Source organism: Burkholderia gladioli, assembly GCF_000959725.1.
Lineage (GTDB): Bacteria > Pseudomonadota > Gammaproteobacteria > Burkholderiales > Burkholderiaceae > Burkholderia > Burkholderia gladioli.
Genome location: NZ_CP009323.1, coordinates 1325634 through 1348137, shown reverse-complemented (window position 1 = coordinate 1348137; position 22504 = coordinate 1325634). Strand labels below are relative to the sequence as shown.

Annotated in this window: 23 protein-coding genes; 17 read left to right on the top strand and 6 right to left on the bottom strand. The window is 69.4% G+C overall.

What is annotated here, in order from left to right; genetic code table 11:
* The first annotated feature begins 4 nt into the window (after positions 1–4).
* The 6 genes from BM43_RS22950 to BM43_RS22925 all read left to right on the top strand — a co-directional run bounded on the left by BM43_RS22950 (position 5) and on the right by BM43_RS22925 (position 8074).
* Entirely contained in the window at positions 5–1186 is a 1182-nt protein-coding gene (locus BM43_RS22950) for a flagellar basal body P-ring protein FlgI (RefSeq protein WP_036048898.1), read from the top strand.
* Complete coding sequence (gene flgJ / locus BM43_RS22945) at positions 1186–2163, top strand: flagellar assembly peptidoglycan hydrolase FlgJ (protein ID WP_036048900.1); 978 nt, start codon at positions 1186–1188, stop codon at positions 2161–2163. Before BM43_RS22950 ends, flgJ begins: the two co-directional genes overlap by 1 nt.
* A gap of 254 nt (positions 2164–2417) precedes the next feature.
* Complete coding sequence (locus BM43_RS22940; RefSeq protein WP_036048902.1) at positions 2418–3173, top strand: flagellar brake protein; 756 nt, start codon at positions 2418–2420, stop codon at positions 3171–3173.
* Between the two features lie 122 nt (positions 3174–3295).
* The gene (flgK, locus tag BM43_RS22935) at positions 3296–5281 is read left to right on the top strand and encodes a flagellar hook-associated protein FlgK (RefSeq protein ID WP_036048904.1); all 1986 of its coding nucleotides are present in this window, start codon (positions 3296–3298) and stop codon (positions 5279–5281) included.
* Positions 5282–5295: 14 nt separating this feature from the next.
* Positions 5296–6525 carry a flagellar hook-associated protein FlgL gene (gene flgL, locus BM43_RS22930; RefSeq protein WP_013699641.1) on the top strand — a complete coding sequence of 410 codons (1230 nt, stop codon included), beginning with the start codon at positions 5296–5298 and terminating at the stop codon, positions 6523–6525.
* 244 nt (positions 6526–6769) lie between these two features.
* Positions 6770–8074, top strand: a complete 1305-nt coding sequence (locus BM43_RS22925) for a solute carrier family 23 protein (RefSeq protein WP_036048906.1) — start codon at positions 6770–6772, stop codon at positions 8072–8074.
* A 28-nt stretch (positions 8075–8102) separates the two neighbouring features.
* Here BM43_RS22925 and BM43_RS22920 read toward each other — a convergent pair whose 3' ends face one another.
* On the bottom strand, positions 8103–8987 hold the full coding sequence (locus tag BM43_RS22920; protein WP_036048908.1) for a transcriptional regulator GcvA: 885 nt from the start codon (positions 8985–8987) through the stop codon (positions 8103–8105).
* A 106-nt stretch (positions 8988–9093) separates the two neighbouring features.
* Here BM43_RS22920 and BM43_RS22915 point away from each other — a divergent pair, with 106 nt between their 5' ends.
* From BM43_RS22915 to gor, 5 genes are all read left to right on the top strand, one after another.
* Positions 9094–9684 (top strand): chromate transporter, encoded by a 591-nt coding sequence (locus BM43_RS22915; protein WP_013699638.1) that lies wholly within the window; start codon positions 9094–9096, stop codon positions 9682–9684.
* Positions 9681–10208: a chromate transporter gene (locus tag BM43_RS22910; RefSeq protein WP_013699637.1), complete on the top strand. Its 528-nt coding sequence runs from the start codon at positions 9681–9683 to the stop codon at positions 10206–10208. The genes BM43_RS22915 and BM43_RS22910 overlap by 4 nt, the downstream gene beginning before the upstream one ends.
* Positions 10209–10438: 230 nt before the next feature.
* Positions 10439–10804: a glyoxalase superfamily protein gene (locus tag BM43_RS22905; protein WP_036048910.1), complete on the top strand. Its 366-nt coding sequence runs from the start codon at positions 10439–10441 to the stop codon at positions 10802–10804.
* 295 nt (positions 10805–11099) lie between these two features.
* The gene (locus BM43_RS22900) at positions 11100–12230 is read left to right on the top strand and encodes a porin (protein ID WP_025099419.1); all 1131 of its coding nucleotides are present in this window, start codon (positions 11100–11102) and stop codon (positions 12228–12230) included.
* 234 nt (positions 12231–12464) lie between these two features.
* The gene (gene gor / locus BM43_RS22895) at positions 12465–13826 is read left to right on the top strand and encodes a glutathione-disulfide reductase (RefSeq protein ID WP_036048912.1); all 1362 of its coding nucleotides are present in this window, start codon (positions 12465–12467) and stop codon (positions 13824–13826) included.
* A gap of 119 nt (positions 13827–13945) precedes the next feature.
* On the opposite strand, the gene BM43_RS22890 is transcribed toward gor, so the two are convergent.
* Both BM43_RS22890 and BM43_RS22885 read right to left on the bottom strand, forming a co-directional pair.
* The gene (locus tag BM43_RS22890; RefSeq protein WP_036048915.1) at positions 13946–14302 is read right to left on the bottom strand and encodes a DUF4148 domain-containing protein; all 357 of its coding nucleotides are present in this window, start codon (positions 14300–14302) and stop codon (positions 13946–13948) included.
* Positions 14299–14607 (bottom strand): DUF4148 domain-containing protein, encoded by a 309-nt coding sequence (locus BM43_RS22885; RefSeq protein WP_036048917.1) that lies wholly within the window; start codon positions 14605–14607, stop codon positions 14299–14301. The genes BM43_RS22890 and BM43_RS22885 overlap by 4 nt, the downstream gene beginning before the upstream one ends.
* A gap of 285 nt (positions 14608–14892) precedes the next feature.
* On the opposite strand from BM43_RS22885, the gene BM43_RS22880 reads away from it, so the two are divergent.
* From BM43_RS22880 to BM43_RS22865, 4 genes are all read left to right on the top strand, one after another.
* On the top strand, positions 14893–15138 hold the full coding sequence (locus BM43_RS22880; protein ID WP_126242784.1) for a hypothetical protein: 246 nt from the start codon (positions 14893–14895) through the stop codon (positions 15136–15138).
* Positions 15139–15400: 262 nt separating this feature from the next.
* A complete protein-coding gene (locus BM43_RS22875) occupies positions 15401–16078 on the top strand; it encodes a response regulator transcription factor (protein ID WP_036052943.1) in 678 nt (225 codons plus the stop codon).
* A 100-nt stretch (positions 16079–16178) separates the two neighbouring features.
* Positions 16179–17492 carry a sensor histidine kinase gene (locus tag BM43_RS22870; RefSeq protein WP_042284926.1) on the top strand — a complete coding sequence of 438 codons (1314 nt, stop codon included), beginning with the start codon at positions 16179–16181 and terminating at the stop codon, positions 17490–17492.
* A 43-nt stretch (positions 17493–17535) separates the two neighbouring features.
* Positions 17536–18225 carry a response regulator transcription factor gene (locus BM43_RS22865; RefSeq protein ID WP_025099412.1) on the top strand — a complete coding sequence of 230 codons (690 nt, stop codon included), beginning with the start codon at positions 17536–17538 and terminating at the stop codon, positions 18223–18225.
* A gap of 99 nt (positions 18226–18324) precedes the next feature.
* On the opposite strand, the gene BM43_RS41760 is transcribed toward BM43_RS22865, so the two are convergent.
* Together BM43_RS41760 and BM43_RS22860 are read right to left on the bottom strand one after the other, a co-directional pair.
* Entirely contained in the window at positions 18325–18480 is a 156-nt protein-coding gene (locus tag BM43_RS41760; RefSeq protein ID WP_013699628.1) for a hypothetical protein, read from the bottom strand.
* Positions 18481–18573: 93 nt separating this feature from the next.
* Entirely contained in the window at positions 18574–18867 is a 294-nt protein-coding gene (locus tag BM43_RS22860) for a DUF4148 domain-containing protein (RefSeq protein WP_036034827.1), read from the bottom strand.
* Between the two features lie 330 nt (positions 18868–19197).
* On the opposite strand from BM43_RS22860, the gene BM43_RS22855 reads away from it, so the two are divergent.
* Positions 19198–20373 carry a porin gene (locus BM43_RS22855; protein ID WP_036034830.1) on the top strand — a complete coding sequence of 392 codons (1176 nt, stop codon included), beginning with the start codon at positions 19198–19200 and terminating at the stop codon, positions 20371–20373.
* 238 nt (positions 20374–20611) lie between these two features.
* On the opposite strand, the gene BM43_RS22850 is transcribed toward BM43_RS22855, so the two are convergent.
* On the bottom strand, positions 20612–21376 hold the full coding sequence (locus BM43_RS22850; protein ID WP_088555506.1) for an SDR family NAD(P)-dependent oxidoreductase: 765 nt from the start codon (positions 21374–21376) through the stop codon (positions 20612–20614).
* 182 nt (positions 21377–21558) lie between these two features.
* Here BM43_RS22850 and BM43_RS22845 point away from each other — a divergent pair, with 182 nt between their 5' ends.
* On the top strand, positions 21559–22476 hold the full coding sequence (locus BM43_RS22845) for an AraC family transcriptional regulator (RefSeq protein ID WP_036048919.1): 918 nt from the start codon (positions 21559–21561) through the stop codon (positions 22474–22476).
* Positions 22477–22504 lie beyond the last annotated feature (28 nt).

The window sequence follows — 22504 nt, the reverse complement described above, 5'->3', positions numbered from 1 at the left end:
CCGCATGAACCACGCCTCGATCCCGCGCCGCCCGTTTGCGCGCCCGTTCGCCCGCCTGTTCCGGCTCGCGCTGGCGCTGCTGCTGGCCGCCGCGCTGCCGGCCGCGCCGGCGCACGCCGAGCGCCTGAAGGACCTGGCCCAGCTGCAGGGCGTGCGCGACAACCCGCTGATCGGCTATGGCCTGGTGGTCGGCCTGGACGGCACGGGCGACCAGACCACCCAGACGCCCTTCACCACCCAGACGCTCGCGAACATGCTCGCGAACCTGGGCATCTCGATCAACAACGGCACCTCGACGGGCGGCACCGCGTCGCTGTCGAACCTGCAGCTCAAGAACGTCGCGGCGGTGATGGTGACCTCGACCCTGCCGCCCTTCGCGCGGCCGGGCGAGGCGATCGACGTGACGGTGTCCTCGCTGGGCAACGCCAAGAGCCTGCGCGGCGGCACCCTGCTGCTCACGCCGCTCAAGGGCGCCGACGGCCAGGTCTATGCGCTGGCCCAGGGCAACATGGCGGTGGGCGGCGCCGGCGCGAGCGCCAACGGCAGCCGCGTGCAGGTCAACCAGCTGGCGGCGGGGCGCATCGCCGGCGGCGCGATCGTCGAGCGCTCGGTGCCCAACGCGCTGGCGCAGATGAACGGCACGCTGCAGCTGCAGTTGAACGACATGGACTACGGCACCGCCGAGCGCATCGTCACCGCGGTGAACGCCAGCTTCGGGCCCGGCATCGCCACCGCGCTCGACGGGCGCACCATCCAGCTCACCGCGCCGGCCGATCCGGCCCAGCAGGTCGCCTTCATGGCCCGCCTGCAGAACCTCGAGGTGAACCCGGACCGCGCCGCGGCCAAGGTGATCCTCAACGCGCGCACCGGCTCGATCGTGATGAACCAGATGGTGACGCTGCAGAGCTGCGCGGTCGCGCACGGCAACCTGTCGGTGGTGGTCAACACCCAGCCGGTGGTCTCGCAGCCGGGCGCCTTCTCCAACGGCCAGACCGTGGTGGCGCAGCAGTCGCAGATCCAGCTCAAGCAGGACAACGGCGCGATGCGCCTGGTGACCGCCGGCGCGAATCTCGCCGACGTGGTGAAGGCACTCAATTCCCTCGGCGCCACACCGGCCGACCTGATGTCGATCCTGCAGGCGATGAAGGCCGCGGGCGCGCTGCGGGCCGACCTGGAGATCATCTGATGGCCAATTTCCCGAACGCCAACGACCTGACCCAGCGCTTCGCGCTGGACGTGCAGGGTTTCGATTCGCTGCGCCGGCAGGCCAACGCCTCGCCCGCGGCCGGCATGAAGCAGGTCGCCACCCAGTTCGACGCGATGTTCTCGCAGATGATGCTGAAGAGCATGCGCGATGCCACGCCCCAGGACGGCGTGTTCGACTCGAACACCTCGAAGCTCTACACCTCGATGCTGGACCAGCAGCTCTCGCAGCAGATGGCCTCGCGCGGGATCGGCGTGGCCGACGCGCTGATGAAGCAGATGATGCGCGCCGCGCACATCACGGACACCGGCGGCGCCGGCGGCAATGCCGCGGGCGGCCTGGGCGGCGCGCTGGGGGCGATGGGCGGCGACGAGGGCGGCATGGCCGCCACCAACGCGCTGGCGCAGGCGCTGGCCAACGCGCGCGGCAACGGCCGGCTCGGCGGCGCGGGCGCCTATACCGGCGCGAGTTCGCTGACGCCGCCCGTCAAGGGCAACGGCACCTCGCCCGACCAGGACGCCTTCGTCGGCAAGGTGGCCGACGCCGCGCAGGCGGCCAGCTCGGCCACCGGCATCCCGGCGCGTTTCATCGTCGGCCAGGCCGCGCTCGAATCGGGCTGGGGCAAGCGCGAGATCCGCGGCCGCGACGGCAGCAGCAGCTACAACGTGTTCGGCATCAAGGCCACCAAGAACTGGACCGGGCGCACCGTGTCGGCGGTCACCACCGAGTACGTGGGCGGCCAGCCGCGCCGCGTGGTGGCGCAGTTCCGCGCCTACGATTCCTACGAGCACGCGATGACCGACTACGCCAGCATGCTCAAGAACAATCCGCGCTACGCCGGCGTGGTGAACGCCTCGACCACCCCGGAGAAGTTCGCCACCGGCATGCAGCGCGCCGGCTACGCGACCGATCCGCATTACGCGAAGAAGCTCATCTCGATCCTCCGCCAGATCGTCTGAACCCGCGCCGGGCCTGGCTTGCGACGCGTGCCGGGCGGCCCGGCCGGGTTCCCTCCTACCCATTTCCGGGTAGCCGGCGTTTCGAATTTACGATTCGCCAAAGATCTTAGGATGTTTTCGATCTACACTCTTGCGCTGACGCTGCGGGCCGGCAGGGCTCGCGCGCCAAGAGACCAGCGGCCGCGCAAGCCGCGGGCAGGCCACCGCGTCCGGGCAAGCCGGGCGCCAAGCAGACGACATCCGGCAAGCCAACAATGAAGACCGAAGCAGCACTGACCGAAACGTCGGCGGATGACGATTCCGTCCCCGATTACGGCCGTCGCAACCCGCTCGAAATCGGCGTGCAGTTGCGCAATCTCCTGAACCGGGGGGATTTCCTCACGGTCCGTTACCCGGGCGGGCAGATCGTCACGCGGGTGCTCGACGTCCAGGTCGGCTCGGGAACGTTTACCTTCGACTGGGGCGCGGTGGAGGCGCACAACGCGCAACTGCTCGGCGCCTCGCACGGCGCCTTCGAGGCCCTGCCCGACGGCGTGCGCGTCGAATTCACCATCGGCACCCCGAGCGAGATCAGCTACGAGGGCCGCCCGGCCTTCCAGGCCAAGTTTCCCGAAGTGCTCTATTTCGTGCAGCGCCGCGAGTATTTCCGCGTCGACGCGCCGGTGCTGGAGCCTTACGTGGCGCGCGGCACCCTGCCCGAGGGCGAGGGTTTCGTGTTCGAGATCGACAACCTCTCGCTGGGCGGCATCGGCCTGCGCACCGTGGACGAACGCGCCGCCGCGCTCGAGCCCGGCGTGACCCTGCCCGAGGTCGAGCTGAACCTGGCCGGCCACGGCAAGCTCGCGCTCGACCTGCAACTGGTCTCGCAGCGCATCACCGATTCGCCCAACGGCGCGCGCCGCTACCAGCTCGGCTTCCGTTTCGTGTCGCTGCCGGGCGCCGCCGAGAACACCTTGCAGCGCCTGATCACGCAGCTCGAAGTGAAGCGCCGCCAGCTCGCGCGCGCGTAATTTCCGGTCATCGTCGGCGGCTCCCGGCGCCGCGGTTTTTCTCGCGCGCGGCCTCAATTTCCGCCGCGCGCGGCCGTTATACCGGGTGTCCCTTTCCCGGAGGCCGTTCGCGGCCGGCACTCATGTCCAGCAATCTCCTGAACCTCGGACTCAGCGGCATCAACGCCGCGCTCTGGGGTATCAACACGACCGGCCAGAACATCTCCAACCAGGCGACCCCGGGCTACTCGGTCGAGCGCCCGATCTTCGCCGAATCGGACGGCCAGTACACGCCGAACGGCTTCAGCCCGAGCGGCGTGACCACCGTCACGGTGCAGCGCCAGTTCAGCCAGTACCTGTCGGACCAGCTCAATTCGGCCAACACCACCGCCAGCGCGCTGAGCTCGTACTCGGCCCTGGTCGCGACGCTGAACAACTACGTCGGCAATCCGTCGGCCGGGATCGGCGCGGCGATCTCCAGCTACTTCTCGGGCCTGCAGACGGTCGCCAACAACGCCGGCAACCAGAGCACCCAGCAGACCGCGCTGGCCGCCGGCCAGACGCTGGCCACCCAGATCAACGCGGCAGGCGCGCAGTTCGACGCGCTGCGCACCCAGGTCAACCAGCAGCTGCAGAGCTCGGTCACCAGCGTCAACGCGCTGACCGCGCAGATCGCCCAGCTCAACCAGCAGATCTCGGCGGCCGGCTCGCAGGGCCAGCCGCCCAACCAGTTGCTCGACCAGCGCGACCAGGCGGTCGCCAGCCTGTCGCAGTACGTGGGCGTGCAGGTCACCCAGGTCAACGGCAACTACAACGTCTCGATCGGCAACGGCCAGCCGCTGGTGGTGGGCAACAACAGCTACCAACTGTCGACCGCGCCCTCGGCGGCGGACCCGAGCGAGCTGTCGTTGACGGTGCAGGGCACCGTCAACGGCGCGGCCACCACCACCGTGGTGCCCGACAGCAGCGTGACCGGCGGCTCGATCGGCGGCGCGCTGCAGTTCCGCACCCAGACGCTCGATCCGGCCGAGGCGCAGCTCGGCGCGATCGCGGTCAGCTTCGCGGCCCAGACCAATGCGCAGAACGCGCTGGGCGTGGACCTGAACGGCAAGGTGGGCGGCAACCTGTTCAACCTGCCGACGCCGACCACCATCACCAATGCCAACAACACCGGCAACGCCACGCTCACGGCGGCCTTCGACAATGCCCAGCAGCCGCCGACCAGCGATTTCACGCTGTCCTACGACGGCACCACCTACACGCTGACCAACAAGACCACCGGCACCGTGGCGGGCACCGCAAACTCGCTGCCGGCCACGCTCGGCGGCCTGAAGCTGTCGGCCACCGGCACCATGCAGCCGGGCGATTCGTTCACCATCGAGCCGACCCGCGGCGCGCTGAACAGCTTCGGCGTGGTGAGCGGCGCGACCATCGCCTCCGGTGCGCCGGTGTTCGCGCAGAAGACCGCCACCAACACGGGCACCGGCGCGATCACCGCGGGCAGCGTCACGACCGGCTACCAGATTCCCTCGTCGACCACCACGCTGACCTACAACGCGGCCTCGAAGTCGCTGACGGGGTTCCAGGCCGGCACCACGGTGACCATCGGCACCACCCCGCCCACCACCGTGGCGATCACCGACGCGAACACCCAGGTGCCCTACGACGCCAGCAAGGGCGCCACGCTGACCATCACCAGCACGGTCCAGCCGCCGACCGACACCAACCTGATGAACAACGTGACGGTGTCGGTCTCGGGCGCGCCCGCGGACGGCGACACCTTCACCATCCAGGGCGGCAGCAGCGGCACCAACGACGGCCGCAACGCCCAGCTGCTGTCGGCGCTGGCCACCTCGAAGGCCTTCGACGGCGGCAGCACCACGCTGAGCGCGGCCTACAGCTCCTACGTCAACAACGTCGGCAACGCCGCGGCGAGCCTGTCGGCCAGGAGCTCGGTGCAGGCCGGCGTGGTCAGCCAGATCACCACCCAGCAGCAATCGGTGTCGGGCGTGAACCAGAACGAGGAAGCCGTGAACCTGATGCAGTACCAGCAGATGTACCAGGCCAACGCGAAGGTGATCCAGACCGCCTCCACGCTGTTCAGCACGCTGCTCGGCATCTTCAACTGACGGAATCGATCATCATGCGCATCGCCACCTCGCAGTTCTATACGCAGAACATCGAGCTGATGAACAACCAGGAGTCGCAGATCTCCACCCTGTACCAGCAGGTGGCGAGCGGCAACCTGCTGCAGACGCCGGCCGACAATCCGCTGGGCGCCGCGCAGGCGGTGCAGCTGTCGGCCACCTCGGCCACGCTCTCGCAATACTCGGCGAACCAGAACACCGCGCTCTCCGCGCTGGGCCTGGAGGATTCGACGCTCTCGAGCGTGACCGGCACGCTGAACTCGATCGTCTCGCGCCTGAGCAGCGCGATCAACGGCACCATGTCGGACAGCGACCGCGCGGCGCTCGCCTCGCAGCTGCAGGGCCAGCGCGACACGCTGCTGAGCCTGGCCAACACCACCGACGGCGCCGGCAACTACATCTTCGCGGGTTTCCAGGGCTCGTCGCAGCCGTTCACCAATTCGCCGGCCGGCGGCGTGACCTTCTCGGGCGACACCGGCCAGCGCAACGTGCAGATCTCCGACACGCTGAGCGTGGCGCAGGGCGACAGCGGCGTGAACGTGTTCCTCTCGGTGCCCTCGACCGGCAGCCTGCCGGTGCCGACCGGCGCCGCGGGCAACACCGGCACCGGCACCATCGGCGCGGTGACGGCCGGCAAGCCGGGCGACCCGACCAACAACCACGCCTACACGATCACCTTCGGCGGCACCTCGACGGCACCCACCTACACGGTGACCGACAACTCCACCACGCCGCCGACCACCGGCGCCGCGCAGGCCTACCAGGCCGGCAGCGCGATCCAGGTCGGCAGCCAGAGCCTGGTGATCTCGGGTTCGCCGAATGCCGGCGACAGCTTCTCGCTGACGCCCGCGCCGGCCGCCGGGGCCGACATCTTCGGCGCGCTCGACGCGGCGATCGCCGCGCTCAAGGCGCCGGTGGGCAGCGACGGCGCCGCCACCGCGAGCTTCGTGAACTCGATGTCGACCGCGCTGACCAAGGTCAACAACTCGCTGGCCAACATCACCACCGTGCAGGCCTCGGTGGGCGGCCGCGAAACCGAGGTCAAGGCGATGCAGACCATCACCTCGAGCAATGCGCTGGTGGCCACCAACTCGCTGTCCGACCTCCAGCAGGCCGACATGCCGACCGCGATCACGCAGCTGCTGCAGGTGCAGAACGCGCTGACGGCCGCGCAGAAGGCCTTCTCGCAGGTGCAGAACCTCTCGCTGTTCCAGTATCTGAACTGAGTCACGCGGCGCCGGCCGGGCCCGATCCGGCTCGGCCGGCGCCGCGCGGTGTCCCCGCCGTCCCTCCCGTTTCCGCCGCGCTCCGCCTCCAGCCAGGCTTCAACCCTCAGCGCGCATCATCCCTGTGTCATCCCTTCTTGTCAGCGGCGTTCGCGCTTCGTACACTCGCGCCTGATTCGCCCCGGCGGCGCCGCGCGCGCCGGCCGTTCCCGACAAGCCCCCCCTTCCGACAGGAGAGCCCGCGATGGCCGATTCCTATTTCCCGCGCTGGCGCGTGGCCGAGCGCGGCGCCGATCGCGTGGTCGCGCCCGACGAGCGGCTGCCCTGGCCGCAGATGGTGGCGATGGGCGTGCAGCACGTGGTGGCGATGTTCGGCTCGACCGTGCTCGCGCCGCTGCTGATGGGCTTCGATCCGAACCTCTGCATCTTCATGTCGGGCATCGGCACCCTGCTGTTCTTCGTGCTGGTGGGCGGGCGCGTGCCGAGCTACCTCGGCTCGAGCTTCGCCTTCATCGGCCTGGTGATCGCCGTGACCGGCTACGGCGGCAGCGGCATGAATGCCAACATCCCGCTCGCGCTGGGCGGCATCATCGCCTGCGGGCTGGCCTATGGCGTGATCGGCTTGATCGTCTCGGCGATCGGCACGCGCTGGATCGAGACCCTGATGCCGCCGGTGGTGACCGGCGCGATCGTCGCCGTGATCGGCCTCAATCTCGCGCCGATCGCCGTCAAGGGCGTGAGCGCCAGCACCTTCGACAGCGTGATGGCGCTGCTCACCGTGCTGTGCGTGGGCGGCGTGGCGGTGTTCGCGCGCGGCATGATGCAGCGCCTGCTGATCCTGATCGGCCTGCTGATCGCCTACGCGATCTACGCGGTGGTCGCCAACGGGCTCGGCCTGGGCAAGCCGATCGACTTCTCGATCGTCGGCCACGCAGCCTGGTTCGGCGTGCCGCATTTCACGGCGCCGGTGTTCGACCCGCACGCGATGCTGCTGCTCGCGCCGGTGGCGGTGATCCTGGTGGCCGAGAACCTCGGCCATATCAAGGCGGTCAGCGCGATGACGGGCCACAACCTCGACCGCTACGTCGGCCGCGCCTTCATCGGCGACGCGCTGGCCACCATCGTGTCGGGCAGCGCCGGCGGCACCGGCGTGACCACCTATGCCGAGAACATCGGCGTGATGGCGGTCACCCGCATCTACTCGACCCTGGTGTTCGCGGTGGCGGCGCTGATCGCGATCGTGCTGGGCTTCTCGCCGAAGTTCGGCGCGCTGATCAGCACCATCCCGGGCCCGGTGCTGGGCGGCGTGTCGATCGTGGTGTTCGGCCTGATCGCCGTGACCGGCGCGCGGATCTGGGTGGTGAACCGGGTCGACTTCTCCGACAACCGCAACCTGATCGTGGCGGCCGTCACCCTGGTGCTCGGCGCCGGCGATTTCTCGCTGAAGCTGGGCGGCTTCGCGCTGGGCGGGATCGGCACCGCCACCTTCGGCGCGATCCTGCTGCACGCGCTGCTGCGCCGCGAGAAGGAGCCGGGCCCGGTGGTGTGAACGGCGGCGCGGGCCGGCCGGCCGCGCTTCAGGCTTCGGCGCGGCGGGCCTGCGCGTCGAGCCAGGCGCAGAACTTCAATACCGGCGGCGAGGCCTCGCGCGCCGCGATCCACCAGTAGCGCCGCGTGGCGATGCGCGGGCCCGCCAGCGGCGCGACCAGCCGGCCGCTGGCCAGCTCCTCGTCGAGCAGGGGCAGCGGGCCGAGCGCCACGCCCAGCCCGTCCACCGCGGCCTGCAGGGCCAGGTAGAAGTGATCGAAGGACTGCCGCTTGCGCGCGCGCAGCGGCGTGCCGGCCGCCGCGAACCAGTCGCGCCAGGCCGAGGGCCGCGTATCCGAATGCAGCAGCACATGGCGCGCGAGATCCTCGGCCGAGGCGATCGGCATCTGCCGCAGGAGCTTCGGACTGCACACGGGCAGCACCGTCTCGTCGAGGAAGTGGCCGCTCGCGCGGTTCGGCCAGCGCCCCGGGCCGCTGCGTATCGCCACGTCGAACTGGCCGTCGAGCGTGTCGAGCGGCGCGTCCGAGGTCGACAGCTTCAGCTCCACGTTGGGCATCTCGCGCTGAAAGCGCGACAGCCGCGGCAGCAGCCACTTCATCGCGATGGTCGCCTGGGCGTTGATGCGCAGCACATGGGCGGGCCCGGCCTCGCGCAACTGCTCGCTGGCCTGCGCGATGCGATCGAAGGCCTCGGAGAGGGTCGCCAGGTAGCGGCGGCCCTCCTCGGTGAGCCGCACGCGCCGGCCGTGGCGATGGAACACCGGCCGGCCGAGCCAGGCCTCGAGCGCGGCCACCTGGCGGCTGATCGCACCGTGAGTCACATGCAGCTCGTCGCCGGCGGCGCTGAAGCTCTCGTGGCGGGCAGCGGCCTCGAAGGCCCGCAGGGCCGGAAAAGGGGGGAGTAGACGCGTCATGCTTGTGAGTGTAGATCACAAGGCACGAGCCGAGAAATCGTTTTGCCGGGGCCTCGATCGGGCGTACTCTCGCCGCATCGATGGCACTCTCCCCAGGATTCCCCGCATGTCTTCCCCCCTCACACAGGACCGTCCGGCGCCGCCGCGCGAGGTCGGCGTCGCCGAGCTGTTCCTCGGCTTTCTCGGGCTCGGGCTGGTCTCGTTCGGCGGCGCGCTGCCCTTCGTGCGGCGCGCCGTGGTCGAGCAGCGCGGCTGGCTCACGCCCGAGGAATTCACCGACCTGCTCGGGCTCTGCCAGTTCCTGCCCGGCGGCAACGTGATCAACCTGTCGGTGGCGGTCGGGATGCGCTTTCGCGGCGTGCCCGGCGCGCTGGCGGGCCTGCTCGGCCTGATCGCCGGACCCACCCTGGTGGTGGTCGCGCTCGGCGTGATCTACGCCAGGACCCAGGGCGACCCGCGCGTGCAGCACCTGTTCGGCGGGTTGGCGGCCGCGGCGGCGGGGCTGCTGATCGCGATGGCGCTGAAGGTCGCGCGGCCCTTGCGGCAGGTGCCGGCGGCCGCCGTCGTGGCGGCCCTGGCCTTCGTGGCGATCGCGCTGCTGCGGCTGCCTCTGTTGACCACCATGCTGGTGCTCACGCCGATCAGCATCTGGCTGGCCGCGCGCGGGCGCATGCAGGCCGCGGGAGACGCGCGATGAGTCACACGCTGGGCGCGCTGGCCCTGATCTTCTCGCAGCTCTCGCTGCTGGCCTTCGGCGGCGGCAATACCATCCTTCCCGAGATGCAGCGGCAGGTGGTCGAGATCCACCAGTGGATGCCGGCCACCGAGTTCACCGCGCTGTTCGCGCTGGCGCAGGCCGCGCCGGGGCCGAACATGATGATCGTGTCGCTGGTGGGCTGGCATGTGGCGGGCTGGCCGGGGCTGCTGGTGGCCTCGCTGGCCAAGTTCGGGCCGTCCTCGGCGGTCACCATGCTGGCGCTGCACGCCTGGGAACGCTTTCGCGACCGGCCGTGGCGGCGCTACGTGCAGCAGGGCATGATGCCGGTCACCGCGGGCCTGGTGGCGGCCAGCGCGATGCTGATCTCGCAGGCCTCGAACCATGCGGCGCTGCAATGGGGAATCACTGCGGCCTGCGCGGTGCTGGCCTGGCGCACGCGCCTGCATCCGCTCTGGCTGCTCGGCGGCGGCGCGCTGATCGGGCTGGCCAGCGCCTGGTTCTGAGCGGGATGTCGAGCCTGGCACCGAGCCTGGTATCGAGCCAGCCGCCGAGCCGCGCGCCCCAAGCGCCGGCGGCGATGCCGATCGGCTGCCCGATTCGGTGCCGGTTCGCTATCGATCCGCCGCCGGTGCGCCGCGCGATCCGCGCTAAGATGCAGGCCCGGCGTCGAGCGGGCCTTGCTTCGGTCTCCGATGCATTGCCCGCCACGCGCATCCCTCTCCAAGAGGCCAGCATGAAACTGAGTCCGGCGATCCCGATCCTGCGCATCTTCTCCGAGGCCAAGGCCCGCGAGTTCTACCTCGACTTCCTCGGCTTCGACCTGCTCTGGGAGCATCGTTTCGAGCTCGGCCTGCCGCTCTACGCGGCGCTCAAGCGCGGCGAGCTCGAGCTGCACCTGAGCGAGCATCACGGCGATGCCACGCCGGGTTCGACGGTATTCGTGCCGATGGAGGGAATCGATGCGCTGCACGCCGAGCTGATCGGCAAGCAATACGGCTATGCGCGCCCGGGCATCGAGCAGCAGGACTGGGGCCGCGAACTGACGGTGGCCGATCCCTTCGGCAACCGGCTGCGCTTCGCCGAACTGAAGCGCGACTGAGCGGCCCTCGATCGGCGGCGATTCATGGCGGCGCCCCGAGCTGCCGCGCGCCGCATGCTGCATTGCCGCAACCCTGACGCGCCTCGCGGCCCGCCGCAATCGGGCCCTGCCCCAGTGCGTTGCGCGCGGGCGACAGCCGCGCGCGGCGCGGCGCGATTCTTTTTTGTTCCTTACAGCCCCCGTCTTATGATGCGGCCCACGCCGTCCGCGCCAGAAGCGTGCGACGCGCATCCGGCCGCGCGCCGTCGCGCCCGGACCATAACGACACCGTCAACGATAAAGAAAAGGATCGCTCATGAAGCAGACCAGGATCGCGGGATTGGTTGGGGGCATGATGCTCGCGTTCGCCGGCACGCAGGCGTACGCGCAGAGTTCGGTCACGCTGTGGGGCGTCGCGGACGTCAGCCTGCGCTACCTGACCAACTCGAACGCGAACAACGACAATCGCTTCTACATGACGAACGGCGCGATCACCAACAGCCGTTTCGCGCTGAAAGGCGTCGAGGATCTCGGCGGCGGCCTGAAGGCGATCTTCAACCTCGAAAGCGGCATCAACCTGCAGGACGGCTCGATGGCGGGCGGCTCGCGCCTGTTCAACCGCGCGGCCTACGTGGGCCTGCAGAGCCAGTACGGCACCGTCACGCTGGGCCGCCAGAAGACCCTGCTGTTCGACCTGCTGGCCGATACCTATGACCCGCTGACGGTGGGCAACTACTTCGAAAACGCCTGGCTGCCGGTGGCGCTCGGCGCGGGCCTCTATGCCGACAACGCCGTCAAGTACAACGGCAAGTTCGGCGGCCTGTCGGTCGGCGCGATGTACTCGTTCGGCACCGATTCGACCTCGACCGGCGCGAACGGCTTCTCGGGCCAGCTGCCGGGCCACGTCGGCGCCGGCAACATGTACGGCTTCACGCTCGGCTACGCCTTCGGCCCGCTGAACGTGGCCGCCGGCATGCAGCAGAACAGCGACAACTCGAACCGCAAGCAGACCATCTACCACGTGGGCGCGGTCTACGCGTTCAGCACGGTCAAGCTCTACGCCGGCTACCTGCGCTCGAAGGACGACACCGGCTTCGTCGATTCGACGCTGGCCCAGCAAGCCATCGTGCCGGGCATCAGCTCGCTCAAGGGCACCGGCCGGATCGACGACGGCCCGTATGCCGGCGTGGCCTGGCAGGCGAGCCCGACCATCACGCTGACCGGCGCGTTCTACTACGACCACTCGCGCAACGCGACGATCTCGAGCGGCGTGCTCGGCAGCGGCAATCGCTACGCGATCGTCGGCCTGGCCGAATACGCGCTGTCCAAGCGCACCGAGATCTACGGCACGGTCGACTTCAACAAGGCGACCGGCGCCTCGGTGGTCGAACTGCCGGGCCGCAACAACCAGACCGGCGTCTCGATCGGCCTGCGCAACATCTTCTGAGCGGCGCGCCGGCTGATTGCCGGCGCCGCTTCCACCGCCCCGGTCGCGATTCACGTCGCGACCGGGGCGATGTCGTTTACGGGCGCCGAGATCGGCCGCCGAAAGCGGCGCCGAAGCCCGCCAGCAGAAAACCGGCGGCCTCGCCAGCCGGGCTCCGGCCGGCGCCGCGTCCTGTCTCACGCGTTTCCCGAAAACTTGCTATCGTGCCGATTCCAAATCTGCCGGAGCATTTCGATGGACTACGACTATGACCTCTTCGTGATCGGCGCGGGCTCCGGCGGCGTGCGGCTCGCCCGCATCTCGGCCTCGCTCGGCGCCCGGGTGGGCATCGCCGAGGTGGAGCAGATCGGCGGCACCTGCGTGCTGCGCGGCTGCATCCCGAAGAAGCTGCTGGTCTATGCATCGCATTTCCCCGACGACGTCGAGGATGCCGCCGGCTACGGCTGGCAGTTCGGCGAGGGCGAATTCTCCTGGCCGACCCTGATCGCCGCCAAGGATCGCGAGATCAACCGGCTCTCCACCATCTACATCAAGCTGCTGAACGATGCCGGCGTGAGCATGCACGAGGGGCGCGCCACCATCGTCGACGCGCATACCGTCGAGGTCGGCGGCAAGCGCTACAGCACGCGCCACATCGGCGTGGCGACCGGCTCCTGGCCGACCCTGCCGGAGATTCCCGGCATCGAGCACGCGATCACCTCGCGCGAGGCGCTCGACCTGCCCGAGCTGCCCAGGCGCGTGGCGGTGGTCGGCGGCGGCTACATCGCGGTGGAGTTCGCCGGCATCTTCAACGGGCTGCGCTCGAAGGTCGATCTCTACTATCGCGGCGAGGAAATCCTGCGCCACTTCGACGACGACCTGCGCCGCGTGCTGCACGAGGAGATCAGCAAGCACGGCGTGGCGATCCATACGCAGGCGCAGGTGCGCGCCATCACGCGCAATGCCGACGGCTCGCTCACGCTCGACGTCGACGGCACGCCGCAAGGCCCCTACGACGCGGTGCTGTATGCCACCGGCCGCCATCCGAACACGGCCGGGCTGGGCCTGGAGAACGCCGGCGTCGAGCTGGAGAAGGGCGGCGCGGTGCGCGTCGATGCCTACTCGGCCACCAACGTGCCCTCGATCCACGCGATCGGCGACGTCACCTCGCGTCCGCAGCTCACGCCGGTGGCCACGCGCGACGGCGCGCTGCTGGCGGCCAACCTGTTCGGCGAGCAGCGCATCGAGGCCGATCACCGCGCGATTCCCTCGGCCGTGTTCAGCCAGCCGGAGCTGGCCACGGTCGGCCTGAGCGAGGCCGAGGCGCGCGCCGAGTACGGCGCGCTCGACATCTACAAGACCTCGTTCCGCGCGCTCAAGCACACGCTGACGGGCCGCGACGAGAAGATCTTCATGAAGCTGGTGGTGGTGCGCGACACGCAGCGCGTGGTCGGCGCGCACATGATCGGGCGCGACGCCGCCGAGACCATCCAGGGCATCGCGATCGCGGTGCGCATGGGCGCCACCAAGGCGCAGTTCGACGCGACCATCGGCATCCACCCGAGCGCGGCCGAGGAGTTCGTCACGCTGCGCACCCGCTCGCCCGATCCGGCCTGAGCGCGGGCAGGCCACGAGGCGCGTGCCGCGGCATGCGCCTTGTGGCGAATTCGCAACCTGGACCCTGCGTCCAATGTTTTGCACGACGAACTACCTGGCGCGGGCGAAGCCGCCAGGGTTCAAGGTGACGCGCCGGGCTCGTCGCCTTGCGCCGCGGCCAACGGCATGCCGGGCAGCCGCCCCGTGCAGTCGCGCCGGTATTCGCGCATCAAGCGCCGATGCGCGGCGCGCGCCGCATCGGGAAAGTCCTTGCCGTTGACCGCCTCGGACGAGTACCCCGCTGCTTCCAGCTCGGCGAGTTCGCCGATCACCTGCCGGTGCGTGAGCGCCCGGCCATCTTCCACGAACGGATAGTCGCGGCACTGCCGCGCGCTGAGCGGCATTGCCCGCGCGGCGGCCATCGTGGCGCCGAGCATCAGGCCGGCCGCGAGCAGCGTGCCGACCAGCCCGCGCCCGATGCGCGCCGCGCGTCTCACGATGCCGCGCCGTGCTTGACGCAGTCGCGCTGGTACTTCTGCATCAGCTTTTCCTGGGCGCTGTCGATGTCATCCGGGTAGTTGCTGTCGTCGCCGGCCGAGGGCTGGTAGCCGACCGATTCCAGCTCCGAGAGCTCGTTGACGATCTGCGCATGCGTGACCGGCCCCTTCATCTTCACGAACGGATAGTCGCCGCATTGCTGCGGCGTGAGCGGCGCGGCGTGGGCGGCTTGGGCGGCGATACCCACGGCCATCAGGCCGGCGCAGAGCAGGGCGTGTTTCAGGGTCGATGCGCGGTTTTTCATGATGTCGTTCCTCGAGACGGGTTGGGCGCCGGCAAGCTGCCGGCCGGGTCATCCGATCCGGCGCGCAATGCGTCGTGATCACGGAACGCAGGCTAGTGGAGGGCGCTTGTCGAAACGGTGGAGCGCACATGAAACTTCCTTCATCCACGGCGGCGCGGCCTCGCTGAAATTTCTTTCACCTGCGTGCCAGCGTTCGTTCAGGTGCGGCGGCGTATGGTGCGGGACATGGCGGCGCGCATTGATCGGTGCACGCTGGCTCCGGACCCAGGACAGGAGGAGATTGGCGTGAACGGACGAACCATCGGATCGATAGGATTGGCCGCCGTCGCGCTCTGCGTGGCGAGCCTGGCCGAGGCGAAGGTGCAGGGCAGCGGCGGGCCGATCGCCGACGTGGTGCTCGATCACGCGAGGGTCGAGCGCCAATATCGCGCGATCGAGGACGCGCGCCGTCGCGCCGGGGTCGAGATGCGGCGCAACGTCGCACAAGTGCCGGGCGGCGCGACCGTGCCGGCGCTCGATCGGCCCACCTGAGGCGGCTCGCGCCCGGCCTCGATCATGCCTGGCGGGAAGCGCCCGCGCACCGCACCGCGACGGGCGCGGCGGCGATACCCGCGCGCCGGATGAAGAATGTTTAATGAACCCGATACCCGGGCGACACGCGCGCGCGTGTAGCCTGCGTTGATGGCTGTCGATGCGCGACGGCCGCTCAACGCCCGGGCCGGATATGGCAACATTCCTCTCCTCTCATCACGAATCGCCGGTGCCGCCCTTGTTCGCGGCCGGCGGGACGACAATGTTTCGAGTCCTGACCATCGAAGACGATGAAATCACCGCGAATGAAATCGTCGGCGAACTGAAAGATCGCGGCTTCGCGGTGGAATGGGTGGCCAACGGCCGAGACGGCATGGCGCGCGCGCTGACCGACGAATACGACGTGATCACGCTGGACCGCATGCTGCCCGGCGTGGACGGCCTGACCATCGTCACCACCATGCGCAGCATCGGCGTGCGCACGCCGGTGCTGATGCTCAGCGCGCTGGGCGATGTGGACGAACGCGTGCGCGGCCTGCGCGCCGGCGGCGACGACTATCTCACCAAGCCCTTCGACCCGGAAGAGATGGCCGCGCGCCTGGAGGTGCTGCTGCGCCGCAGCCGCAGCGCGCCCGCGCAATCGGAGACCTCGCTCACGGTGGGCCCGCTCGCGCTCGACCTGATCGCCCGCAAGGCCAGCCGCGACGGCGTGGAGATCGCGCTGCTGCCCACCGAGTACCGCGTGCTCGAATACATGATGCGCAACGCCGGGCAGACCATCACGCGCACCATGCTGTTCGAGGCGGTCTGGGGCTACCACTTCGATCCCGGCACCAACCTGATCGACGTCCACATGGGACGCCTGCGCAAGAAGATCGACCCGCCCGAGCTCGCGCCGATGATCCGCACCGTGCGCGGTGCCGGCTACATCCTGTCCTGAGCCGCCCATCGTGACCGAACAAGCAAGCCGGAGCGCCGGCGGGGCCGGCACGCCGCGCTGGTATTCCAGCACGTTCCGGCTGGTGACCGTCTACGCGGTGATGTTCTCGCTGTCGGTGATGCTGCTGCTCGGCGTGATCGCCACGCAGATCACGCACGACATGAAGAGCGAAACCGACGTGGTGATCGACTGGCAGATGATCTACTTCGATTCGATGGCGGATACCAACCTGCCCGGCGCGATCCATCGCCGCCTCGAGCACGAGCGCATGCACACCAATTACTACGGCCTGTTCGCGCCGGACGGCCGCCATGTGGCGGGCGACGTGCTCGAGTTTCCGGCCGGGCTGGAGACCGACCGCACCGGCCAGACGCTCTCGCATACGCTGAAGATCGCCGGCGACGAGGTGGCGCCGGTGGTGCGCGCGATGGCCGAGACGCGGCCCAACGGCTATCGGCTGGTGCTGGCGCGCGACCTCACCCACATCCTGCGGATCCGCGAGGCCATCATCAACGCGCTGGTGGTGGGCGGCGTGCTCTGCTTCGGCGCGGGCCTGCTCGGCGGGCTGATCCTCAGCGTGCGGCAGATGCGGCGCATCAAGGCGATCCGCCAGGTCACCCAGCGCATCGCGCGCGGCGATCTGGCCCAGCGCTTGCCGGTGGGCGGGCGCGACGAGATCGACATGCTCTCGCACCTGGTCAACCACATGCTGGCCGAGGTCGAGCGGCTGATGCACGAGGTCAAGGGCGTGTGCGACGGCATCGCGCACGACCTGCGCACGCCGCTGGCGCACGTGCATACGCTGCTCGCGCACGCGGCCGAGCGCGCCGGCACCCAGGACGACGCGGCGATGGCGAGCCTGGTCTCGCGCGCGCGCAACGAGACCGATGCGCTGCTCGGGCGTTTTCGCGCCATGCTGCGGATCGCCGAGATCGGCACGCTGCAGCGGCGCGGCGGTTTCGCCGAGGTCGACCTGCAGGCGCTGGTGATCGATATCGGCGAATTGTTCGAGCCGCTGGCCGAGAGCCGCGATATCCGCTTCGAGGTTCGCACCGAACGCGTCGACGCTGTGCACGGCGATCGCGCGCTGCTGTTCGAGGCGCTCACCAACCTGCTCGACAACGCGCTCAAGTATTCGGCCTCGGGCGGCACGGTGCGGCTCGAGCTGCGCCAGCGCCTGCAGGGGCCGCAGATCGACGTCAGCGACGACGGCCCCGGCATCGCCCCCGACGAGCGCGAGGCCGTGCTGCAGCACCGCTACCGCAGCCGCCGCACCGGGCACCTGGCCGGCTCGGGGCTGGGCCTGAGCATCGTCTCGACGGTGGTCAACGTGCATGACTTCACGCTGCGCATCGGCAGCGCCGAGCCCGGCACGCGCGTCACGATCGAATGCTGGTCGAGGTCGCTGGTATGAGGATCGCTCGTGTTGCTGCCTGCCACCGGGGGGCCTGCTGAGCATGCGTGTCCTGCTCGTCACGTCGCCGCATCCGGAAGCGTCCTGGCTGCACAAGGCCTTGCAGGAGAGCGGCCACAGCCTGCAGCGCGCCGACGAGTTGCGCGACGGCCTGTTCCTGGCCTCGCAGGAAGCCTTCGACGCGATCGTGGTGACCGCCTTCGAGCCCGGCGCCGACGCCGCGCTGATCGGCATGCTGCCGCGCTTCGTGGCCGACGGCGGCGGCGCTGCGCTGGTGGTGCTGCTCGGCCATGCCTCGGCGAGCGAACGGATCCGCGCGCTGCGCGCCGGTGCCGACGCCTGCTTCGGCGCGCCTTATTCCTTCATCGAGCTGCATGAGCGCCTGCAGGCCCTGCAGCGCCTGGCCGGGCCGCGCGAGGCGGAAGGCCCGCATGCGCCCGCCGCGTCCTCGAGCTTCGAGACGCTGTCGCGCGAGCTCAAGGACGGCAAGCTGCGGCTGGCGGTGACGCGCCGCGAGTTCCTGCTGCTCGAATGCCTGATGCGCCATCCGAACGCGCCGGTGCCGCGCGACCAGTTGATCCGTTATGTGTGGCAGGACAAGGAGGATGTCGATCCGTCGAGCGTCAACCTGGTGGTGTCGCGGTTGCGTCGCAAGCTCGCGCGGCACCTGCCCGACGTCAGGATCGATACGGTGAGCCGCTACGGCTACCAGGTGAGTCTGCCGGATGCCTGAGCGCGCGGCGCGGCCGCTTCACGAAGCGGCGACATCATGCATGGACACGAGGGGCGCACTGCCGACGGCAGCGCGCCCCTCGCGCATTGACGGATCGAATCACGAACCGAAGAAAGGCACGCAGAAATCGGGCGGGCCGACGCAGTCGCCGGGGCCATTGGGCCGCGCGGCGGCGCAGCCGGACAACAGGGCGCCGGCGGCGACGGCGAGCAGCGCGAGACGGGTGGAGCGCAGCAGGAGGGGACGAAGCTTCATGATTGGCGAGCGAGTCAGGTAGGGAGCGGCGTCGCTGCGGACGGCGCGGGCGGCGTGAGCGGGACGCCGGGGCCGGCCGCAAGGCGGCACACATCAGTGCGCGTAGAGCGTGGAGTTCAGGTACTGGAGCTGGCCGTCCTGCTCGGCCTGCACGAGCTCCTGGTAGACCTCGGCGCGCGTCTTCTCGTGCACCGGCTGGCCATAGGGCGCGACCCACTGGCCATTGGCGGCGGCCCACTGGCTGTTGGCCGCCGCGCCCGGCACGCCGTCCTTGGTGGCGGCCGGCGTCATCCGCATCGGCTGGGCGGTGGTCTGCGCGAAGGCGGGAATCGAAAGCGCGGCGAAGGCGGCGAGCAGGGTCGTCGCGACTAGCTTGGTGGTGTTCATCTTCGTTGTCCTCATGATCAATGACTGGTTTCATCCCCGTCGCGGCATCTCGACGTGACGCATCGGGTTGAGGACAAGCATAGAGGGGGGGCGATAGCGGATCGGCATACGCAGGGTGAAAAGAAATTCATGCAGCGCCCCGGGGGCTGTCGGCATCGACATGAAGCCGGCATATCGCGTGGATGAAAAAGGTTTCATTTTTCAGGCCGTTTTCATAACGGCGCTGTCACGCCCGCTGCCTAAATTGGGCGCCATCGCATCGCGGACGGATCGGCTTTTCCACACGCAGCCTGCGGTGCGAGAAGACCGACCCACTCTAGCGAAACCATCATGAAGAAATATCTGGCAATCCCGGCGGCGCTCGCATGCCTGCTTTCGACCGCCGCGCATGCGCAGAGCAGCGTCACGCTGTACGGCACGATCGACGCGGGCCTGGACTACATCAGCAACCAGAAATCCTCGGGCGGCGCGGGCCCGACCTACGGCGTGCAGAGCGGCAACGTCAGCACCTCGCGCTGGGGCCTGCGCGGCAACGAGGACCTGGGCGGCGGGCTGGCTGCCGTGTTCACCCTCGAGAACGGCTTCAACGTGGCCAACGGCAAGTTCGGCAACGGCGGCGACGAGTTCGGCCGCCAGGCCTGGGTCGGTCTCGCGAGCCGGCAATGGGGCACCGTCACGCTGGGCCGCCAGTACGACTTCCTGGTCGACTTCGTGGCGCCGCTGTCGGCCACCGGCTCGGGCTTCGGCGGCAACATCGCCGACCATCCCTACGACAACGACAACCTCGCCAACGACACGCGGATGAACAATTCCGTGAAGTTCCGCAGCGCCAACTACGGCGGCTTCACGTTCGGCGGCGCCTACGCCTTCAGCAACGCGGGCGGCCAGTTCAGCAACAACAACGCCTACAGCCTTGGCGCGCAATACGCGAACGGCCCGGTCAACCTGGCCGTGGCCTACCTGCAGTCGAACCAGCCGGGCGGCGTGAACACGCCGCAGAACACCGGCGGCGCGCTGAGCAGCTCGGACGGCGATTCGATGCTGGTGGGCGGCCGCTGGCGCACCTTCGGCGCCGGCGCGCGTTACGCGTTCGACAAGGCCACGGTGGGCTTCGTCTACACGCGCACGATCCTGAACGACCCGCGCGAGCTCTCGCAGGGCGGCTCGTACGGCAACGTGAACGGCCAGTTGCTGACCTTCAGCAACTACGAGCTGAACGCGCGCTACTTCCTGACGCCGGCGCTCTCGCTGGGCGGCTCCTACACCTTCACGCAGGGCCGCTTCGACAACGCCGGCCGCAGCATCGCGCCGAAGTGGAACCAGTTCATGCTGCAGGCCGACTACGCACTGTCGCGCCGTACCGACCTCTACCTGGAAGGCGTGTACCAGCGCGTGACGGGCGCCGACGGCGTGGCCGTGCTGGGCAATGCGGGGATCTTCAACCTCGCCGCCTCGGGCAACGATCGCCAGGCCGTGGTGGCGGCCGGCATTCGTCACAAGTTCTGACCGGTCCTCGCCGGTTGAAGCCGGCCGGGCCGCGCGGCCTGGCCCGGCGCGAGGATCGATCGATTCGCGCGCTTGGGTGGCGGCGCATCCGGTGAGCGACCGGGTGCGCCGGTAGTGCGGTTCCCGCCGCCGTCCCGGCATCGGTTGCAGCGATGCCCGGGACGGTTTGGGCGGTGATCTTCGGCCCCGTGACGCGGATGCGTCGCGGGGTTTTTTTATGGCCGGCGCGTCGCGATGCTCAGGCGCCCACCTTCACGCTCATGCCGCCGTCGGCCATCACCACCGAACCGACCATGAAGCTGGCGCGCTCGCAAGCCAGGAACAGCACCACCTCGGCGATTTCCTCCGGCGCCGCGGCCCGCCCGATCGGCGCGCTCGCGCCATGCGCCGCCAGGGCGGCGACGCCGTCGCCGTCGGCCGCCACGGTGTTGAGGATGTTGGTGAGCACGTCGCCGGAACCCACCGCGTTGACGCGGATGCCGTGCTCGATCGCTTCCAGGGCGAGGGTGCGCGTCAACTGCGCCAGCGCGCCCTTGGACGCCGTGTAGGCGGCGATGGTGGGGAAGGCGAAGTAGGACGCATAGGACGCCACGTTGACGATCGCCCCGCGCGCCTGCGGGATCATGGCCTTCATGGCCTCGCGCGAATGCAGGAAGGCGGCGGTGGCGTTGACGGCCATGATCCGCTCCCAATCCGCGCGCGACATGTCGACCACCCGCTTGTTGATGATGATGCCCGCGTTGTTCACCAGCAGGTCGAGGCGGGAGAACCGCTCCAGGGCCAGGGCCACCGCCCTCTCCGCGCTGCCGTCCACGCTGATGTCGGCCACCAGCGGCACGACGCCGGGGCCGGCCATGGCCTCGACGGCGGGGTCGATATCCTCGGCGATCACGCGTGCGCCGCGTGCCGCCAGCAGTTCGGTGATGGCGCGCCCGATGCCGCTGGCCGCGCCGGTGACGATCGCGACCTTGCCGGCGAATTCATTGATGTCCTGCATGTCCATCTCCTCGAAAATGTGGAGGGGCGAGCGAACCGGAAATCGGTTCGACGCCGTGCAGTCCAATGTATCGGCGGCATCCCGGGCCGGCCATGGCAGCCGCTCTCGCAGTCTTGCCCATAACTATCAAACGGGCGTGCCGCTCGCGGGCATCGGCTATAGTCGTCGTCGAATCCATCGGAGGAACCATGCCGGGCAGGCAAGCGCGCATCATCGAGCTGATCGGGCGGCTGGCGCCGAACGAGGGGTATACGGCGTCGCTGCTGCCGGGAGTCAGCTTCATGCGTTCGAACCGTTCGCTGGGGCGCACGCCGGTGCTGTACGAGCCGAGCATCGTGCTGGTCTGCCAGGGTTGCAAGCGCGGCTTCCTGGGCGACGAGGTGTTTCTCTACGATGCGAATCACTATCTGGTGCTCTCGGTGCCCCTGCCGTTCTCCACCGAAACCGAGGCCAGTCCCGAGGCGCCGCTGCTCGCGGTCACGCTGCGTCTCGACCCGGGGCTCACCGCGGAGCTGATGCTGGCGGTCGACGTGCCGGGCCGCAAGCCGCCCGCGATGCCGCGCGGCATCTATTCCACGCCGTTGAACCAGCGGCTCTCGGCGACCCTGCTCCGGCTGCTCGAGGCGCTGGGCTCGCCGCTCGAGGCGCGGGTCGTCGCGCCGCTTGCGCTGCGGGAGATCTGTTTCCTGGTGCTGACCGGCGAGCAGGGCGACGCGATGCGCGCCTCGCTCGCGTCCACCGGCCATTTCTCGCAGATCGCGCGGGCGCTGCGCCGCATCCATGCCGATTACGGCCAGCCGATCGACGTGGAATCCCTCTGTCGCGAGAGCGGCATGAGCGTGCCGAGCTTTCATCGGCACTTCAAGGCGGTCACCCACACCACGCCGATCCAGTACCTCAAGTCGACCCGGCTTCACCAGGCGCGGCTGCTGATGATCCGAAGGGGTCTCACGGCAGCCGCGGCCTCGGCCTCGGTCGGTTATGAAAGTCCCTCGCAGTTCAGCCGCGAATTCAAGCGCATGTTCGGTCGTTCGCCGACGCAGGAAGTCGAGCAGATGAGGGCGGCCTTTGCCTGGTCCGAATCGATGTTCGACGGCGGCATCTGACGGCGGCGGACGCGCCGGCGCGATGCGG